Source organism: Blautia wexlerae (assembly GCF_013300825.1).
Classification (GTDB): Bacteria; Bacillota; Clostridia; order Lachnospirales; family Lachnospiraceae; genus Blautia_A; species Blautia_A wexlerae_B.
This window is the reverse complement of the sequence record NZ_JAAIMY010000003.1, coordinates 55,088-73,679: the sequence shown is the minus strand read 5'-3', so window position 1 is coordinate 73,679 and position 18,592 is coordinate 55,088. Positions and strand designations below refer to the sequence as shown.

Below are 18,592 nucleotides of genomic sequence, written 5' to 3'. Positions count from 1 at the left end.
GCAAAAATCAACACAAAAAGAGATACTCTTTTTGCAAGCATCTCTTTCAATAAATTTCTCTATCTTTTTCATTTATTCTATAAAACCTTACGGCCATTTACTGTCAGCTTAAAAGTTGTTCCAAGTATTTCCGCAGCTTTCCTGCAAAGCATCATACGCTCAAGGAAAATCTCAAAATAATCATACATGGAACAGATTTTTTCATCAATCTGTAGGTTCAGTGCAATTACTGATCTGTCTTCCGCAATCTTCAGCTTGGCGTCTGTAACTGCATAATTTACCCTGTCATGGATATCGTAAGCTGATCGTTCTTTCTGGCGCACGCGGCTTCTTCTTACATCTGTTTTATCTGCAATAATAAGTGCCGCTGAAACCACATCCTCAGGACTTCCTGTTGATTCATCATGATTACCGATGGCTGCTATCACTGTTATTCTGTCTTCCAAGGACATATCTGTTTCCTTCAGTAAATCATTTGCAAGCAGTGCACCATATTCTGCATGATGGGTTCTGTTAATGGCATTTCCAATATCATGCATATAGCCGGCAATCTTTGCAAGTTCAATTTCATGTTCTGAATATCCCAGCCGTTTCAGTATCTTTCCTGCCTGATGTGCCACCTGTACGCAGTGTGCCTGTGAATGATCTGTAAAACCCAGCTGTCCCAGATTTGCATTTCCTTTTTGCAGATATGCATTAATTTCTTTGTTATTTGCTATTTCCTTGTATTTCAATTATTTCGCTCCCTTTGGCTCAAAGCCTTTTTATTGCATACGGTGCCTGAATCAGTACATTTGTATCTATTACATAGGTTTTTATCATATATCTGACTGCTCCTTTTCTCTAATCTTTCAATTCGGTCTGTGCAGCCTGTCCATCAGCATCGAAAATCATATTCTTGTTCATCACCAGCTTTATTAAGCATATCAGAGAAAAAAACACTCTGCCATCACACAATTGTACAGAACAGGTAAAATAATTGTAAAAAGGCTCAAAATTTTCTGGAAAAGCACCAACACCCTGTCCCGGACATAAACTATATAGAAATCCCCCTTCGAGGTAGCGATTTGAAGGCCTTTCAAAAACCTTTGTCCATATCCCAGGAAAAATATTATCTTCAAAAATATCAGGAGGGTGATTCTCAGGCAAAGAATATCCTGATCGAGCATAATCTGCGGCTGGTAGCACATGTGGTCAAAAAATATCAGGGAACCGGTGAGGATACAGATGATCTGATCTCTATTGGAACCATCGGACTGATCAAGGCTGTCACAACCTTTAATCCCCAGAAGGCTTCCCGGTTATCCACCTATGCTGCCAGATGTATAGAAAATGAACTGCTGATGTATTTTCGTGCTAAGAAAAAGCATTCAAAAGAAGTGTCCCTATATGAACCCATAGGAACAGATAAAGAAGGAAATGAGATTAATCTGTTAGATGTGATCGAGAGTGCACCTGTAGATATTGTAGAAGACTGCTATATCCGCGAAAATACCGACTATCTTCTACGTTCTCTGAAAAAAGTCCTGTCAGATAAGGAATATCAGGTGATCTGCTGCAGATATGGGCTCTTTGGCATGGAGGAAGAAACTCAGCGGGAAATTGCCCGAAAACTGTGTATCAGCCGCTCTTATGTATAGCGCCGCCACTAATGTAAACGATGCCCGGAGGGCCGAAAGGCTCCCCGGGCATCAGTGTTTTGATTATTAACTTTAGCGGCCACTCATCAAATTATTAGTTACGATCTGCATCTTCTACGATTGATTTGATTATCTCTAACGTAGGCCTAAAGCCTTCGAAAGAGAACATATCAAAACCAGGATCGTTATCGATAATATGCTGAACAAAATCATCTTTTGTAAGAGCGTAATTGGTTTCGTCATGACCATCAGTACTGTATACCTTTTTGTCATTTGAACCATCAATAATTTCTAAAGGGTTAGTTCCCATTCTGTGGTGACACAGATGCAGTCCGTCTGAAGTAATACCGGTAACACCGAACTCGCCAGATAGAAAAATTCGCCTACCATTTGTATCAATTGTTTTTAAAGCTTCATCAGTCAAGCAGTGTTCCACAGAGATTAAATCTCCTGAATCTCGATGTGAAGGTACTTGTAAACTAAACTTATAAACATTGTTCTCACCACAAACGTAGGGTTCATGAACAGTGTATTTTGGTTTGTCTCTATCAAACATACAAATTTTAATATTAGTGTCATTGCCTTTCTGGAGGTAGGCATATATTTTTTCTAATTCACCATCACCAGTATCTTTTGCATGTTCAATGTCATAGTATTCGATTCTGTCCTTTATATCATCAAATCCATCAAGTTTTTCAAATGCAAGTTTTAAATATTTTACATCTGTTTTGCCTTCAGTATAGATTATAATCTTATTGCTTAGAGCCTTAACTCTCTCGTTCTCTTCTTTTAGCAAAGCTAATTGTTTTGTAAGTTTGTCTGTTTCAGCGTTGAAAACTTCATAAGCAGTTGTAATTTCAGAGAAAGCATTTAGGTCTTCAATTAATATACCATCAGGAAGTGAAAGAATATCGATGTTTTTTCCATATTCTTTTTTCAATCCAGAAAGCAGGAAGGGAGAATGAGTGCTTAAAATAAACTGAACTCTTGGAAACAATTTCATTAATGCGGGCAGAGCTCGATACGCAAAGTCAATGTGTAAATTTACATCTGCTTCATCAATAAGAACGCACCCCGTAATATCTGACAAGTCCAAAGAATCATTAGTATGGAAAAGATCCCATTCTCTCACAATGGATAGTGCTATTGCAAATAGGCTCAGTTCACCAGCGGATAATTGTGAAATATCTGCGCAATGAATGGACGGGCCTTGCAGTCCAATGGTCGAAAGATTTCGATTCGGGGCAGAAACCGAATAGCTTCCATCTCCTTTGATTGTGGCGAGAATTGTTTTTAGGTGAGTCTGTAATTTAGTGTCTTGTTGTATAGTTACAATTTTGCCACGCAACTCAGGAGGAAGACTTTCGTGATTAGGCAAGGAGATATCACGTAAATGCGTTTGTAGATGTACAGTACGAAACCATTCCTTGATATTTTCAAGAAGATCAATTTTAATAATATTGGTTTTCGAGTATCCAATGTTATTAGAAGAGTTTATTGCCATTTTGTTATAATTATCTGGATTATACCAAAATGGTTTATAGAAACGGTCGAAAGGGAAATACAGAATAATCTCCTTTTCGAATTCTTTGCTGGTTAGACCTTGTAAATCAGTACTTTTATAAAACCCGGAATCTTTGAACTTTTGATTATTTTGAATTCGTGTGTCAGCAACTTCCTTAGCTTCTATTGCCTGTTTGGGGTTGAGCGACATTACATCGATGTATGTAGTCTTTTTGCCGCTTGCCAAAAGCTCAAGCTTCACTTCCGAAGTGCGAGTTCCACTTTTTATATAGCTTAGATTACCAACTTTATAGTAATTATTCTCATTGACTTCTAATATTCCTTGAGGATATATTTGCCGTTTCATTTCGACAAACATGTCGACAATATTGGCGAACAATAACGTCTTGCCACAGCCATTCTTTCCGATTATAGCAAGTGGTACAGGATTACCTTTTTCATCTTCTCGAAATGAATAGGATAGATTCTCTATTGGACCGTACGATTTCACAGATATATGTTTTAAGTACATGAAACGCCCTCCATATGTAGTCTGCTTTATATTAGAAATACCTACCTAATTAAACAGTTTTTAACTAACTAAAGTATACATCTTCATCGGAACATTATCAACCAGCATTCGACACATATCGGAATAATAGAAACGGCGATTTGGAACGTTTTCCAAACCGCCGCTTAACTTATTTATGAATTACAGAATCCTGAATTGCTACTGTGTAGCATTTGCTGCCTATACCTTTGATGAAAGACTGCATCTTTTCTTCAAATCCATCGGAAAACTTGTGATGACATTCATTTGGAGGTGGTAAGCTGTCAATGAGTGCCGTAGCCAGTTCGGCTGCAGCCTGCTGTAATAATTCTTCAGTGAGAACTTCGTTGAGAATCATAACAAGCCTCCTTTATGTACACATGATTTCGTTTTTGGACATCCGGATATCTGTTCCGGTTTAACTATAATAACGATTCAAAGCTCGCATTTTGGACATGGACGGTCAAAAATAATTTCAAAACTGGGGATGCTATTCTAAAGCCGCCAAAACGAAAAGGAGGTATAAGATATGGCATCAATCGTTCAACGGAACAAAAGTTATAGCGTGGTGTACACCATATACGACGGAGAAAAGAAACGGCAGAAGTGGGAGACCTATCATTCCTATGAAGCTGCTCTCAGACGGAAGGAACAGCTGGATCTGATCCAACAGCATGAGAAAGAGCGGGCTAAGTATCAGGAAGGAACTTTGGGACAATTCCTAGAGGAATATGTGGAGTTGTACGGGCGAGTACACTGGGCCTGCTCTACCTATACCAGTAACGAGGGACTGATTCGGAACTATATCATTCCGTTCATGGGCAGTATGCGCTTGTCAGAGTTCACACCCAAGGTAATTGCTGCGTTGTATGGAAAGCTAAAGTCTGATCCTAAGATTTCGTCTTCAGTGATGACCAACATTCATAAGCTGCTACACAGTGCATTTGAACAGGCAGTTCTGTGGGAGTATGTACCACGGAATCCATTTCGAAAAGCCAATGTTCCGAAAGCCTTTACAACTGAAATCCCGATGCTGTCCACAGATGAAATAAAAACACTGCTTCAGAATTGTGACAACCAAATGCTGTCCATTGCCGTACATCTGGCTTTTGCCGGGTCCCTTCGTAAAGGTGAGATCTTAGCTTTGACCTAGGATGACGTGGATTTCCAGAAAGGAACGATTTCCGTAAGCAAGACACTGAAACGTGTGCGCAGAGATGCTGTGGATGTGCTGAATGGAAAAGACATCCTTCATCAGTTCCCCGCCGCCTTTGATGAGGGGCGAACGGTGACAGTACTGAAACGCCCTAAAACCCAGTCAAGCATCCGAACGGTATATTTGCCTGATTATGTTCTGGATGTGCTGAGAGACTGGAAAGAAACACTGAAACCGGTCAAACGCAAACAGCCGGATTTGATCTTGCGTTATTCCAACGGCAGACCTCTTTCGGAGGAAACCTTGCCACGATTGTTGGAGAAGCAACTGCTACAGTTGGGGCTTCCGGTGGTATCCTTTCATAGCCTACGGCACAGTAGCATCAGCTATAAATTGGTATTAACCGGTGGCAACATCAAGGCTGTACAAGGCGACTCCGGTCATGCACAGGCGGAGATGATCACGGAACGATATGGCCATATCATTGATTCCTGTCGGAAGCAATGCGCCCAAAACTTCGAGGAAGAATTCTATAAAGGGATGTAAAAAGAGCCGTCTGACGCAAATCAGGCGGCTTTTTACAGTAGGATGGAACATCCCCCTCCTAAGAAGATGGATTGTGGTTCGATTTCAGTATGGTTAGCAAAAGAAAGGATGGTGAGAGCATGAATGGAGTCACAAAACTGAGTGAACTGGCATCGTGTCTGAAACAGGCTGCATCAACTTATTCTCAGCACGATTATAAACAACTTCATCAGGAACTGCGAGCCAGATATGAGCAGCAGATCATGGAAGCATTCATGGATCGTCATCCTGGATGGAGTGTTGTCGAAGGCAACGCTGCTTGCATGATGTATCTCTATCGCAACTGGGCCTTTGCAGAAAAAACAGAGGAGAACGCTGCACAGCTGAAGGCTCTAGCTGATGATCTGATTGAGAACTACGAAGAATGTGGAGAAGAATTTCTGACAGCAGAATCGGCTGCAGAAGCCATGAGTATTGCGGATCGGGTTTATGATTTCTCACACCGTGTTCTGAAAAATCAGCACCTTTTCATCTTCCTGTTTCAGGAAAGGCATAAGAAAGAAGATTCCTTCTGCCGTTGCATGAGGATGGCTGATGGCAGCGTGGCAGCGGACATCTATATGCTGGTTCCCCATACTGACCATGAAGCAACGCCTCAGAGTATGTTCCTCCATGAGTTGGGACACTGTATCAATATTGCGTTGACCGGTAATCCGGAAGTTGTGCCAGAAGATTTTGCATTGGTCACTTCCCTGATCGGCGTGAATCAAGATGACTGTGATGTGTCTGAATTCTTCGCCCACTGCTTTGCAATGAGCTTGCTGATTGAACCTGATTTGCTAAATTCTGATCCATTTAAGACGGTTCCTTTGAACCACAAGCAGATGTTCCGTACTTACTTCCATTATAAAATCCAGAATCTTTAAGCGACCTGTTTTACAGCAGGTCGCTTTTTCATTCCCTAAAACTGTGCATCTGCACACTTTTAGGGAATGGATCAATTTCACAACATGGACAGGCAAGAAAATTTGCCCCTTTACATACGATGAACAAAGGAGGTAGAACGTATGAAACAAACCTTGCCTGTTGTGCACTGCATATATACCGAAGCCGAAAAGAGCCTCGCTGAGTTGCTGGAGGAGTCTTTTCGGCTTTATCTTGTCCGCATCCTTGCGACATCTGAGAAACCCGTTGTACAATGTTTGCGATGAGTGGTCGCTTATTTCAAGGAGGAAACTATGTACTTAGAAATAAGCAACCCTATGGATTACCATGTCGCATTGTACATCCGTTTATCAAAGGAGGATGAGACCGAAGGACCATCCCAAAGTGTAACCAACCAGAAATCCCTGCTCAATGAATTTGTTCAGCAGCACCGCCTTTCCGTCTACGATACCTATGTCGATGATGGTTGGAGCGGTATCAGTTTTGACCGCCCTGACTTTCAGCGCATGATTGAGGATATCGAAGCCAAGAAGGTCAACATGGTTATCACCAAAGACCTATCCCGTCTGGGCCGTGACTATATCATGACCGGTCATTATATGGAGAGATACTTCCCCGAAAAGAGAGTGCGCTACATTTCGTTGTTGGACGGTATTGACACCGGTGTAGAATCCACCGCCAATGACATTACCCCGTTCCGTGCCATTATGAACGATATGTATGCCAAAGACATTTCCAAGAAGATTAAATCCGTCAAGCGGGATAAACAGCGGAAAGGTCAGTTCATTGGCGGCAAGCCCATGTATGGCTATAAGATGCATCCGACGGAGAAAAACAAAATTGTCATCGACGAGAAAGTGGCTCCTGTGGTGCGCAGAATCTTCGCCATGGCATTGGATGGTATGAGCTGCCGAAAGATTGCGACGACTCTCAACGAAGAAGGCGTTCCGACGCCTGCAACTTACTGTGGCTGGAATATGGGACGCAAAGGTCCTTATGCCGGACTTTGGTCCAGCGAACGCATTTCTGAAATGCTGCAGAACGAAACCTACCTGGGCAATATGGTTCAAGGACGAACGGTGAAAATCAGCTACAAGTCCAAGAAATGTCTGAAACAAGATCGGGAAAACTGGGTTGTAGTTGAAAACACCCACGAGCCGCTGATTGACAAAGAAACCTTTCAGAAGGTGCGGATGCTGGTCAACAGCCGCAAGCACACCCGAAGCAGAACCTATGACTTCTTATTAAAAGGCTTGATTTTCTGCCATGAGTGCGATTATCCAATGGCGGTGCTAAATCGTCCGCCGGTATCTGGTGAAGATCGACTGTTTTTCGTGTGTCGAACCTACCAGCGTTTCACCAAAGCAGGTGTCTGTTCCTGCCACTCCATCAAAGAGCAGGTCGTTACCGAAGCAGTTCTGGCTAAAGTAAGAGAAGTCTGTGAAGCCTATCTTGATCCAAATAAGCTTCAGCCAATTGCTGCCGATGCAGTAGAGAAAGCCCGCAAGGCGGAAAACCATGAAGCAGAAATCCAGTCCATTCAGAATAAGATCGACAGTCTGACTGCCAACCTGGATAAGATGTATATGGATTGGCTGACCGGACTTCTTGCCGAAGCGGACTTCGAGCGCATCTATCAGCGAGTGAAGATGGACAGAACTTCTCTGGAAGAGAAGCTGAAAGAGCTAGAATCACAAAAAGAAAGCCCGGTCAGCACAGAAGACCGAGCAAGAGAGCTGGTGCAGCAGTTTTTGGATTCTGCCTACACCAGCCGGGAGCTTCTGGTCAGCCTCATCGAGCGTGTGGAACTGACCGAAGACAAACAAATCATCATCAAATTCCGCTTCCGTGAGTTGGAAGCGATTTCTTAGGGCCAATCGTTTACAATAGGCGCGGCGGAATGTCTCCAGAATCGAAAAAACTGCTCTGCAAAAGCTTCGAGGCCTTTTCCCGCAAATGCAGTAAACGCAGCCAACAAATTTAACGTTGGCTGCGTTTATCAATCACTCTGCTCTTCTTAACAGATCGTAAACCTGGATTTCGGTTCCTAGGTCGATAAACAGCTTCTGCTGTGCGTGAGGCGCACTCTCCATGGAATTGCCTTCCTCATCATAAATTCCCTTCACAGTGACAGCTACATTCTGTCCGTCTGGTTTCATAATTTCAATCGTCTCACCTACAGAGAATTTATTTCTTTGAGTGATCTGCGCATAACCCCGTTCATCCACTGCCTCAGCAAATCCCAGATACGTATATTCCTTCTGATAAGTATTATTATCATAAATCTGTGTATTCTCATCCGGTTTTCCATAGAAGAATCCGGTTGTAAACTGTCTGTAGGTACAGTTGGAAATCTGTTCCTGGTACCATGGCATATTTGCCTGATATTTCTCAGGGCTCTCCATATAGTCGTCTATTGCCTTGCGGTAAGTTCTGGCAACTGTTGCAACATAGAGAGCGGTTTTCATACGGCCTTCTATCTTCAGACTGTCGATTCCGCTGTTAATGATATCGTCCATATGCTCGATCATGCAGAGATCCTTGGAATTAAAGATATAGGTTCCTCTCTCATTCTCAAATACAGGCATATATTCTCCCGGACGTTTCTCCTCAACAATGGAATATTTCCAGCGGCAGGGATGGGTACAGGCTCCCTGATTGGCATCACGTCCTGCTAGATAATTGCTGAGCAGACATCTTCCGGAATAGGAAATGCACATAGCACCATGGATGAATGTTTCAATCTCCATATCCTCCGGAATATGCTCTCTGATCTCTTTAATCTCTGCAAGCGAAAGCTCTCTGGCTGTTACCACACGCTTTGCTCCCAGATTGTACCAGAAACGATATGTCTCATAGTTAGTATTGTTTGCCTGTGTACTGATATGGCGTTCAATTTCCGGACAGATTTCCTTTGCATACATATAGATTCCCGGATCTGCAATAATCAGTGCATCCGGCTTCAGTTCTTTCAGCTCTGTCAGATATTCCCTCACACCCGGCAGATCATAATTATGGGCCAGGATATTTACAGTCACATAGACTTTCACTCCATGTGCATGGGCAAAGGCGATTCCTTCCTTCATATCTTCATGGGAAAAGTTCTTGGCTTTAGCACGAAGTCCAAAGGCTTCTCCACCGATATATACTGCATCTGCTCCGAAAACAACAGCAATCTTCAACACCTCAAGACTGCTCGCCGGAACCAGCAATTCTATTTTTCTCATATTATTCACTCCTGTTTCACACTGACTGTAACTCCGTCTCCCAGGGGAATGATCGAAGTTATCAGGGATGGATTATGTTTCAGTTCATACAGATACTCTCGCATCCTCCTATATATGGTTCTGTTCCTGCGCTCTACCAGATAATGCGACTCTATGATATCACCCTCCTGAAGCACATTGTCAGAAATGAGAACACCGCCATTTTTCATAAGACGCATCACATCCGGAAGCCAGTTGATATACTGTCCCTTTGCAGCATCCATAAAGATCATGTCAAATGAATCTTCCAGTTCTTTTAATATCTGTCCTGCGTCTCCCTCTAGCAGAGTAATCTGCGCTTCCCGACCGGCTCTCCTGAAATTCTCTTTTGCGATGGGGATCCTCTTCTCATAATTCTCGATCGTTACCATTTCAAGATCCTCCGGACCATATTCACACATAAGAAGTGTGGAGAAGCCAATGGCTGTCCCCACCTCCAGAATACGCTTCGGCCGATTTACAGCCAGAAACATTTTTATAAAGCTCTGCATTTCTCTCCGGATGATCGGCACTCGTTCCCTGATGGCATACTGCTCCAATTCTTCAAGAAACGGTGTATTTCCCATATCCAGTGAATTAATATAGGTACGCATCCGCTCGTCAACTATCACGAATCACTTACCCCTTCCTGTTCATCATCACCTGCCAGAATTCCCATGATACGATTAGGTGTATATGCCGTACTTAACAGATACGTTCCGGCCTGAAGCTTTCCATGATAAGTGGACATTCTCTCCTGAACATAAAATACCGTTGCACTCTTGACCAGACCTTTTTTCTGAAGAGTTTTGGCAATCTTATACAGGGAAGCATCTTCCTTGATCACCACTGTAACTTCCTGTCCTTCTCCGGGACTCATGGCCTGCTGATTAAAGACATCATGTCCAAACTGATAAGAAGCCTTTCCTACCCAGAAAAGTAAAACTATCACACATATATAAAGTACGATCTTAAAAAACGTTCCTGCAACAACAACGCCTGCTGCACCTGCCCGTTCTCTGGTATCACTCATAAGCTATTTCCTTTCTGTATGTCAGGCGGATATAATCATAATCATCCGCTCAGTTATCTGATCACAACCGGATAACTGTTTTACAGTTTATCTGATCACATTCCCGGGACATCTATATCAATACCTTCTCCCAGTTTTATACAGATTCTCTGCATCATTTTGCACAAAGCAAGCTCCGCATCCAGATACGCATTCACTTCCGGGTGTCTGCGAAGCTCTGCGGATTCTTTTCCCATCTGCTCTACAACTTCAAACAGATTATCAGAATCACATTCATTCTGGACTTTATAATTATCTGCCCTGAATGTATCCACACGTTCCTTCAGTTCGGGCTTCTTTTTCAGGATATCACTCTGCTTCTGAAATTCCAGATATTTAGGACTCTCCTTTATAGCCTCCAGAAGCCCTTTTATACTTTCCTCTATTGTATTTGATTCCATTTTATGCCTCCATGATAATAGGCAGGATCATAGGACTTCTCTTGGTACGTTTCCATAAAAATTCACTGAGCGCATCCTTCACAACTGTCTTAATCTTGCCCCAATCCGTAATATTACGTTCCAGACAAGAATCCAGTGCATTCTCTACCACTTCTCTTGCATCATCCATCAGATCCTCAGATTCCCTCACATATACGAAGCCTCTGGAAACAATGTCCGGTCCTGCAAGAATCACATTGCTGTGGCGTTCCAACGTAACCACAACGATCATAATTCCATCTTCTGCAAGATGCTGACGGTCACGAAGAACGATATTTCCTACATCTCCTACACCAAGTCCGTCTACCAGGATTGCTCCTGTGTGTACAGTGCCTGTTACTTGTGCACTCTGGCTGTCAAGCTCCAGAATATTTCCGGATGCAAGGACAAAGATATTCTCTTTGGGGATTCCAAGTTCCTCAACCACATTTTTCTGTGCGGTCAGATGTCTGTATTCACCATGAACAGGGATTGCATATTTCGGTTTTACCAGAGAATAGATCAGCTTGATTTCTTCCTGGCAGGCATGTCCGGAAACATGGACATCCTGGAAAATAACCTTCGCACCCTTCATGGAAAGCTCATTGATAACCTTGGATACCGCTTTCTCATTTCCCGGAATCGGATTGGAACTGAAAATAATAGTATCATTCGGTTTGATCACTATTTTCTTATGGATGTTTGCAGCCATACGGGAAAGAGCTGCCATGGATTCACCCTGGCTTCCTGTTGTGATCAGCACTACCTGTTCATCCGGGTAATTCTTAACCTGATCGATCTCAATCAGAGTCTGATCCGGAATGCGAAGGTATCCAAGCTCTGCTGCAGTTGTAATAACATTTACCATACTGCGGCCCTCTACTGCAACCTTGCGTCCGAAACGATAAGCTGTGTTAATGATCTGCTGTACGCGGTCTACATTGGATGCAAAAGTGGCAATAATGATTCTGTTTGTCTTATATTCATTGAAAAGATTATCAAATACATGTCCCACAGAACGTTCAGACATGGTAAATCCGGTTCTCTCTGCATTAGTACTGTCACACATCAGTGCCAGTACTCCCTTTCTTCCAATCTCTGCAAAACGCTGCAGATCAATGGCATCTCCGAATACAGGAGTATAATCTACTTTAAAGTCGCCGGTATGCACTACAATGCCTGCCGGAGAATAGATCGCAAGTGCAGATGCATCCTGGATACTATGGTTTGTCTTGATAAATTCAATTGAAAAATCACCAAGATTAATGACCTGTCCATGCCTTACTTCCTTTAACTTGGTAGTATTGGTCATATTATGCTCTTTCAGCTTATTTGCAATAAGGGCAATGGTCAGCTTCGTGGAATAAACAGGGACATTTACATCTTTGAGTACATACGGCAGCGCACCGATATGGTCCTCATGTCCATGAGTGATCACAAAGCCTTTTACTTTGGAAATATTCTCTTTTAAATAGGTGACATCCGGAATGACAAGGTCAATTCCGAGCATATCATCTTCCGGGAAAGCAAGACCGCAGTCTACCACAACAATGCTGTCTTCATATTCAAATGCTGTGATATTCATTCCAATCTGTTCCAGACCACCCAGAGGAATGATCTTTAATTTAGATGTTGGTTTCTTCGGTCTGCGGGAAGAATTCTTTATCGCAGCCTTAAATGGTACCTGTATTCCGTTCTTCTCTTTATCTGCCGGAGCCTTGCGGTCCTGCATTGGTTTTCTTCCATAAGAGTTTCTGTGCTGTGGTTTATATTTATAATTCTTCGGTCTGTTGTATGGCCTCTTCTGACCATGTCCGAACTGTCCGTCATGATTTTCACGCGCTTCATTATTAAACTGGTTGTTATTTTCGTTACTCAAGTACTACACCTCCATGCTACATTTCAAGGTCTACGTCATCTAACATTTGTTCAAATACTTTAAAAACAGCCTGCATCTCATCCTCGTCCTCGACCATTTCATAGCAGGCTTCCTGACTGTCATCCTCTGACACGTCTTTAAAAATATAGGCTGTCGCCTCATCATCCTGAGAATCAGATACCAGAAGATATGCAACTCCTCCGATCCTGGTCTGCTCCTCTACATAAAACTCCGCTTCTGTTCCGTCCTCAAGCTGAAATTTAATTTTCTCCATCTTATTAATCTCCTAACAGGACAGGGAATCCAGATATCCCTGCAAAATAAAAACAGCAGCCAGCTGATCCAGATACTGCTTGCGGTTCTCTCTGCGCACACTGGCTTCCATTAAAGTACGATTGGCTTCTACTGTTGTCAGACGCTCGTCCCACATGATCACTTCAAGACCTGTACGTCTCTCCAGCATTTCTTTAAATTCCAGTGATTTTTGGGCACGTTCTCCAATCGTATTGTTCATGTTCTTCGGATATCCAAGCACGATCTTCTCCACGTGATATTCCGAAACAAGTTCTTCAATACGGGCAAGTGTCTGGCGCAGGTGGTTCTCCTGTTTACGCCAGATCGTCTCTACACCCTGAGCGGTGATCCCCAACGGATCACTGATAGCTACACCGACTGTTTTTGATCCATAATCTAATCCCAGAACCCTCATATCAGCGTTCCCAGGATTTGTTCTTAATATACTCGTTTAAAAGTTCCTCTACCAGTTCGTCGCGCTCTACCTTCATGATCATGCTTCTTGCGCCCTTATGACTGGTGATGTAAGTAGGATCTCCGGACATAATATATCCAACGATCTGATTGACCGGATTGTATCCTTTCTCATCCATTGCTGTGTAAACAAGATCCAGAACTTCTTTTACCTGAAGTTCCTGGTCTGGTTTTGTTCTGAAATATTGGGTATTACCCAGATTGTTCTCTGCCATTTTATTCACGTCCTTACCTGATTTATTGTCGCAAAGCCTTCTTAGTAATTCTGCTTTGCTATGTATTGCAAATTTCGTATACAATACACATATATTCTTCTATATTTTAATATAATTCCACGTATTGTGCAACCGCAAATTTATTGATGATTATTCGTTACTGTTCACACACGTTACTGTTCACTCCGTTCTCAGTAACATAGCCAAAATTCATTCCAGATTGCCTGCGGCAATGGAATTTTGGCTTGTATGTCTCGGGATAGTGGTGTGTGAACTGTAACTATTCTACTCCCAGAACCTCACCTGTTAATGTATGTTCTTCCAGGAATTCTTCAGCTTTTACAGTAATGATGTCATTCACACTATAGTTGTCCTGTTTTTTCACTGCTGTTTTAATATATTCCATACTGTGGCCAATATACCACTGCTCTCCGTTAATCTCTACTTCTTCCTCAAGAAGTACTTTCAGTTCACTGCCGAGCATGGATTTCTCATATTCTTTCGCATGCTGTTCATTTAAAGCAAGCATTTTATCACTTCTGACCGCTTTCTGTGCTTCAGTGAGCTGTCCGGACATGGCTGCAGCCTTTGTTCCATGGCGGCGGGAATATTTGAAAATATGAGTTTCATAAAAATGAATGCTCTCTACGAAATCATAGGAATCCTGAAAATCTTCTTCTGTTTCCATCGGAAAACCAACGATCACATCTGTGGTAAGCGCAGGATTTCCCAGATATTTTCTCAGAAGCCCGCATTTCTCTGCATATTCTGCGCTTCTGTATCTGCGATTCATTCGCTCCAGTGTGGTATCACATCCGCTCTGCAGGGACAGATGGAAATGCGGACACATTTTCGGCAATGCGGCAATGCTCTGCACAAATTCTTCTGTGATGATTCCCGGTTCCAGGGAGCCCAGACGGATTCGTTCGATTCCTTCTACCTCATGTACTGCCCGGATCAGGGAAAGCAGTGTTTCTTTCTCTTCTGCCGGGAAATCTACACCATAAGAGCTTAAATGAATTCCTGTCAGAACAACTTCCTTGTATCCTTTTGCTGCAAGTGCATGAACCTCATCCATTACATGCGCGATCTTACGGCTTCTGACACGACCTCTTGCATAAGGAATGATACAGTAAGTACAGAATTGATTACAGCCGTCCTGAACTTTGATATATGCGCGTACATGCTCTGCTGTATGATCAATTGCCAGTTCTTCATATTCTTTTGTCTGGTTTATCTTGAGCACATGTTTCTGTTTGGTGTGCTGTTGCTCATATTCCTCGAGTACCTGGACAATATTTCCTTTCTGATTGTTTCCAAGGATCAGGTCTACAGCCTCATCTTTATCCAGTTTCCCTTCATCTGTCTGTACATAACATCCGGCTGCGATCACGATAGCATCCGGGTTCATTTTCTTTGCTTTGTGCAGCATCTGTCTGGATTTACGGTCTGCAATGTTGGTTACTGTACAGGTATTAATTAAATATACATCAGCGCCCGGTTCAAAAGGTACGATCTCGTAGCCCGCTTCTTCCAGGAGCTGCTGCATGGCTTCTACTTCATAGGCGTTTACTTTACATCCTAAGTTGTGAAGTGCAACTTTTTTTCCCATTCTTTCCTCCTAATTGATTTTTCTGTTTTTATAATTCTATACCTGCATACTCATTTTCTGTAGTCTGGACTTTGTATACATGCTGACATTTCGAAAACGTATATGCTTACAGAATAGATTTTGTTTTCGCTTTAGTTATTGTTCATTTTCTACAAAACAGTCTGATATTTTAGCACTGTTCTACATTTTCACTAAATCTTTCTGGAAATTTTATCCGTTTTCACCTTGACTTTTATGGTCTCTGCCGTTAAGATGAAAACTGTAAGCTGACAGACAATCAGGTCAGCAAATAACTATTATTAAGGGAGGTTCTCATAATGAAAACAGTTAAAATTTCACTGAACTCTATCGATAAAGTGAAAGCGTTCGTTAATGAAATCAGCAAATTCGACTGCGATTTCGATTTAGTATCCGGAAGATATGTAATCGACGCAAAATCTATCATGGGCATTTTCAGCCTTGATTTATCCAAACCAATCGATTTAAACATCCACGCTGATGGCGCTGCTCTTGATACCGTTATGGCAATCGTAGGCAAATACGTTACAGAATAATTTTTTCGCAGTCATTGAGGAACTGTTTACCAGTTCCTCTTTTTTTTGCATACCAGAGTTTCAAGTTCAAACATAAGGAAATAGCGTCAGCAGATTCCGAATGTTTGTAATCGATATTAATCAATCTCAATAATCTCAACAGTCTCCAGCGCTGTCTTCATGAGTTCGTCAATTTTTTCTTCCAGTTTTGTTTCAGAACGGTGGATCACGTTCAGGTTTGGTTTGGTAACCGGATGTTTTGCCACGAAAATAGTACAACAGTCTTCGAATGGCTGAATGGATGTTTCATAGGTTCCGATTTCCCAGGATCTTTCTACGATTTCCTGTTTGTCGAATCCGATAACCGGACGGTATACAGGGAGTGTGCAGACTTCGTTTGTTGCTGCAAGGCTCTGCAGGGTCTGGCTGGCAACCTGACCGATACTTTCTCCAGTGATCAGACCGAGACATCTGCTTTCTTTTGCGAAATGCTCTGCAATACGCATCATGTAACGACGCATAATGATAGTCAGCTCATCGTGCGGACACTGGTCGTAAATATAAAGCTGGATATCTGTGAAGTTCACTACATGAAGGCGGATTGGTCCACTGTATTTTGCTACCTGTTTTGCCAGATCTACAACTTTCTGTTTTGCTCTCTCGCTGGTGTATGGCGGAGCGTGGAAATATACAGCGTCAATTTTAACGCCACGTTTTGCGATCATGTATCCTGCTACCGGGCTGTCGATGCCGCCTGAAAGAAGAAGCATGGCTTTTCCGTTTGTGCCGATCGGCATTCCGCCTGCGCCCTTGATAGTCTGGGAATATACATAAATCTTGTCTCTGATTTCCACAGAGAGAGTCAGATCCGGTTCATGTACATCTACACTTGCATCCGGGAATTCATCCAGAATGCGGCCGCCCAGTTCTGCGCTGACTTCCATGGATGTGATCGGATAGGATTTCTTTGCTCTTCTTGTATATACTTTAAAGCTTCCGCTGTAGTTTGGATGACAGTTTTTCATATAAGAAACTACGTCCTTTGCCATCTGCTCGAATCCCTGATCCTCGCAGATCACTACAGGGCAGATTCCGACAATACCAAATACGTGCTGCAAAGCTTCTACTGTCTCATCATAATCATACTGTTCCGGGCAGAATACATAAATTCTTCCCTGTTCTTTCTTTACTTCAAACTCGCCTTCTACTTTGGAAAGAGCGATGTTCATCTGCTTTACAAGGGCATCCTCGAACATGTATCTGTTCTTACCCTTGATAGCGATTTCTGCGTATTTTATCAAAAATGCGTGAAATATCATTTGTTTCTCCTTCTCTTATTTTATGGAATTGCTATAATAATTATCTGCGCGCATAGCGTTTCAGCATTGGAAGTACTTCGTTCAGAACTTCCAGGCAGTAATCAACTTCTTCGAAAGTATTCTCCTCTGAAAAGCTGATACGTACGGTATTCTCAATCTGTGCGTTACTCATTCCCATTGCTGAAAGTGTTGCACTTGGTTTTCTCTTGTGACTGGAGCATGCGCTTCCTGCTGATACATAAATATTTCTATCCTCTAATGTGTGAAGCAATACCTCGCTTCTGATTCCCAGAAAGCTGACGCTTAAAATATGAGGTGCACCCTCTCTGACAGGCATTCCATTGATCACTACATCATTCATCTTAGAAAGTCCCTCTGCCATACGTTCTTTTAACTGATAGAGATGTTCTGCTTTCTCATCAAAGTTCTGGTACATCATCTTTGCTGCAACGCCAAGTCCTGCGATTCCCGGTACGTTGTCTGTTCCGGAACGCATGCCGTTCTGCTGGCCGCCGCCGAGAATGAGAGGCTGCACTTTTGCCTTGCTGTTGATGTACAGGAATCCAACTCCTTTTGGTCCATGGATCTTATGTGAGCTGACAGACAGAAGATGGATATTCCATTTCTTCGGATAAATACGATATTTGCCGAATGCCTGGATCGCATCTACATGATACAGCGCCTTCGGACACTTTTCCTGGATCATGGCACCGATTTTCTCTACAGGCATAACCGCACCGGTCTCATTATTTACCATCATTGTAGATACGAGAATGGTATCCGGCCTTAATGCTTTCTCCAATGCGTCAAGTTTTACTACTCCATGCCCGTCTACAGGAAGAATGGTCACTTCAAATCCCTGTTCCTGCAGAAAAGCTACCGGCTGGCTGACTGCAGCATGCTCTACTGCAGTTGTGACAATGTGATTACCACTTCGTTTGTTGGCAAGCGCACCACCGATCAGAGCCAGGTTGTTTGACTCTGTTCCGCCGGAAGTAAACAGGATTTCTTTTTCTGTTACTTTCAGTATCTGTGCCAAAGTTCTGGCGGATTCTTTGACATACCCTTCTGCGTCTACACCTTTCTGATGCATGGCAGATGGGTTTCCGAAATCTTCCATCATTGTTTTTACCACGATGTCCTTTACTTCTTCAAAGCAGCGGGTCGTGGCTGAATTATCAAAATATGCTTCCATTTTTGTTCTCTCTTGT

At 42.6% G+C, this 18,592-nt stretch carries 20 protein-coding genes; 6 read left to right on the top strand and 14 right to left on the bottom strand.

The window, feature by feature from the left end; translation table 11 throughout:
* Window positions 1-77: 77 nt before the first annotated feature.
* Window positions 78-734 (bottom strand): HD domain-containing protein, encoded by a 657-nt coding sequence (locus G4417_RS02675; protein WP_173682546.1) that lies wholly within the window; start codon window positions 732-734, stop codon window positions 78-80.
* Between the two features lie 333 nt (window positions 735-1,067).
* Between G4417_RS02675 and sigK the strand changes: the two genes are divergently transcribed.
* The gene (gene sigK, locus G4417_RS02670) at window positions 1,068-1,640 is read left to right on the top strand and encodes an RNA polymerase sporulation sigma factor SigK (protein ID WP_173682545.1); all 573 of its coding nucleotides are present in this window, start codon (window positions 1,068-1,070) and stop codon (window positions 1,638-1,640) included.
* Window positions 1,641-1,734: 94 nt separating this feature from the next.
* Here the strand turns inward: sigK and G4417_RS02665 are convergent, their stop codons facing one another.
* On the bottom strand, window positions 1,735-3,675 hold the full coding sequence (locus G4417_RS02665) for an AAA family ATPase (protein WP_173682544.1): 1,941 nt from the start codon (window positions 3,673-3,675) through the stop codon (window positions 1,735-1,737).
* A gap of 169 nt (window positions 3,676-3,844) precedes the next feature.
* Window positions 3,845-4,051, bottom strand: coding sequence for a hypothetical protein (locus G4417_RS02660; RefSeq protein ID WP_173682543.1), 207 nt, complete (start codon window positions 4,049-4,051; stop codon window positions 3,845-3,847).
* Window positions 4,052-4,222: 171 nt separating this feature from the next.
* Here G4417_RS02660 and G4417_RS02655 point away from each other — a divergent pair, with 171 nt between their 5' ends.
* The 4 genes from G4417_RS02655 (at window position 4,223) to G4417_RS02640 (ending at window position 8,190) form a co-directional block, all read left to right on the top strand.
* Window positions 4,223-4,846: a hypothetical protein gene (locus G4417_RS02655; RefSeq protein WP_173682542.1), complete on the top strand. Its 624-nt coding sequence runs from the start codon at window positions 4,223-4,225 to the stop codon at window positions 4,844-4,846.
* 6 nt (window positions 4,847-4,852) lie between these two features.
* On the top strand, window positions 4,853-5,395 hold the full coding sequence (locus tag G4417_RS02650; protein ID WP_173682541.1) for a site-specific integrase: 543 nt from the start codon (window positions 4,853-4,855) through the stop codon (window positions 5,393-5,395).
* A 119-nt stretch (window positions 5,396-5,514) separates the two neighbouring features.
* Window positions 5,515-6,300, top strand: a complete 786-nt coding sequence (locus G4417_RS02645; protein WP_173682540.1) for a hypothetical protein — start codon at window positions 5,515-5,517, stop codon at window positions 6,298-6,300.
* A 312-nt stretch (window positions 6,301-6,612) separates the two neighbouring features.
* Window positions 6,613-8,190, top strand: a complete 1,578-nt coding sequence (locus tag G4417_RS02640; protein ID WP_173682539.1) for a recombinase family protein — start codon at window positions 6,613-6,615, stop codon at window positions 8,188-8,190.
* 132 nt (window positions 8,191-8,322) lie between these two features.
* Here the strand turns inward: G4417_RS02640 and G4417_RS02635 are convergent, their stop codons facing one another.
* From G4417_RS02635 to mtaB, 9 genes are all read right to left on the bottom strand, one after another.
* The gene (locus G4417_RS02635; protein ID WP_173682538.1) at window positions 8,323-9,546 is read right to left on the bottom strand and encodes a peptidase U32 family protein; all 1,224 of its coding nucleotides are present in this window, start codon (window positions 9,544-9,546) and stop codon (window positions 8,323-8,325) included.
* A 5-nt stretch (window positions 9,547-9,551) separates the two neighbouring features.
* Window positions 9,552-10,196: an O-methyltransferase gene (locus G4417_RS02630; protein ID WP_173682537.1), complete on the bottom strand. Its 645-nt coding sequence runs from the start codon at window positions 10,194-10,196 to the stop codon at window positions 9,552-9,554.
* Window positions 10,193-10,597 (bottom strand): endolytic transglycosylase MltG, encoded by a 405-nt coding sequence (locus tag G4417_RS02625; protein WP_173682536.1) that lies wholly within the window; start codon window positions 10,595-10,597, stop codon window positions 10,193-10,195. Before G4417_RS02625 ends, G4417_RS02630 begins: the two co-directional genes overlap by 4 nt.
* Window positions 10,598-10,692: 95 nt before the next feature.
* Window positions 10,693-11,037, bottom strand: coding sequence for a YlbF family regulator (locus G4417_RS02620; RefSeq protein WP_173682535.1), 345 nt, complete (start codon window positions 11,035-11,037; stop codon window positions 10,693-10,695).
* Between the two features lies 1 nt (window position 11,038).
* On the bottom strand, window positions 11,039-12,787 hold the full coding sequence (locus G4417_RS02615) for a ribonuclease J (protein WP_227194659.1): 1,749 nt from the start codon (window positions 12,785-12,787) through the stop codon (window positions 11,039-11,041).
* 163 nt (window positions 12,788-12,950) lie between these two features.
* Window positions 12,951-13,208 carry a DUF1292 domain-containing protein gene (locus G4417_RS02610; RefSeq protein ID WP_008707416.1) on the bottom strand — a complete coding sequence of 86 codons (258 nt, stop codon included), beginning with the start codon at window positions 13,206-13,208 and terminating at the stop codon, window positions 12,951-12,953.
* A 12-nt stretch (window positions 13,209-13,220) separates the two neighbouring features.
* Window positions 13,221-13,643 (bottom strand): Holliday junction resolvase RuvX, encoded by a 423-nt coding sequence (gene ruvX, locus G4417_RS02605; RefSeq protein WP_008707411.1) that lies wholly within the window; start codon window positions 13,641-13,643, stop codon window positions 13,221-13,223.
* A 1-nt stretch (window position 13,644) separates the two neighbouring features.
* The gene (locus tag G4417_RS02600; RefSeq protein WP_020994102.1) at window positions 13,645-13,917 is read right to left on the bottom strand and encodes an IreB family regulatory phosphoprotein; all 273 of its coding nucleotides are present in this window, start codon (window positions 13,915-13,917) and stop codon (window positions 13,645-13,647) included.
* A gap of 280 nt (window positions 13,918-14,197) precedes the next feature.
* Window positions 14,198-15,529 (bottom strand): tRNA (N(6)-L-threonylcarbamoyladenosine(37)-C(2))-methylthiotransferase MtaB, encoded by a 1,332-nt coding sequence (gene mtaB / locus G4417_RS02595; RefSeq protein WP_173682534.1) that lies wholly within the window; start codon window positions 15,527-15,529, stop codon window positions 14,198-14,200.
* A 317-nt stretch (window positions 15,530-15,846) separates the two neighbouring features.
* On the opposite strand from mtaB, the gene G4417_RS02590 reads away from it, so the two are divergent.
* Complete coding sequence (locus tag G4417_RS02590; RefSeq protein ID WP_008707401.1) at window positions 15,847-16,083, top strand: HPr family phosphocarrier protein; 237 nt, start codon at window positions 15,847-15,849, stop codon at window positions 16,081-16,083.
* A 116-nt stretch (window positions 16,084-16,199) separates the two neighbouring features.
* Here the strand turns inward: G4417_RS02590 and thiI are convergent, their stop codons facing one another.
* Window positions 16,200-17,381, bottom strand: coding sequence for a tRNA uracil 4-sulfurtransferase ThiI (gene thiI, locus G4417_RS02585; RefSeq protein ID WP_026649530.1), 1,182 nt, complete (start codon window positions 17,379-17,381; stop codon window positions 16,200-16,202).
* A 40-nt stretch (window positions 17,382-17,421) separates the two neighbouring features.
* On the bottom strand, window positions 17,422-18,576 hold the full coding sequence (locus tag G4417_RS02580) for a cysteine desulfurase family protein (protein WP_173682533.1): 1,155 nt from the start codon (window positions 18,574-18,576) through the stop codon (window positions 17,422-17,424).
* Between the last annotated feature and the right edge of the window lie 16 nt (window positions 18,577-18,592).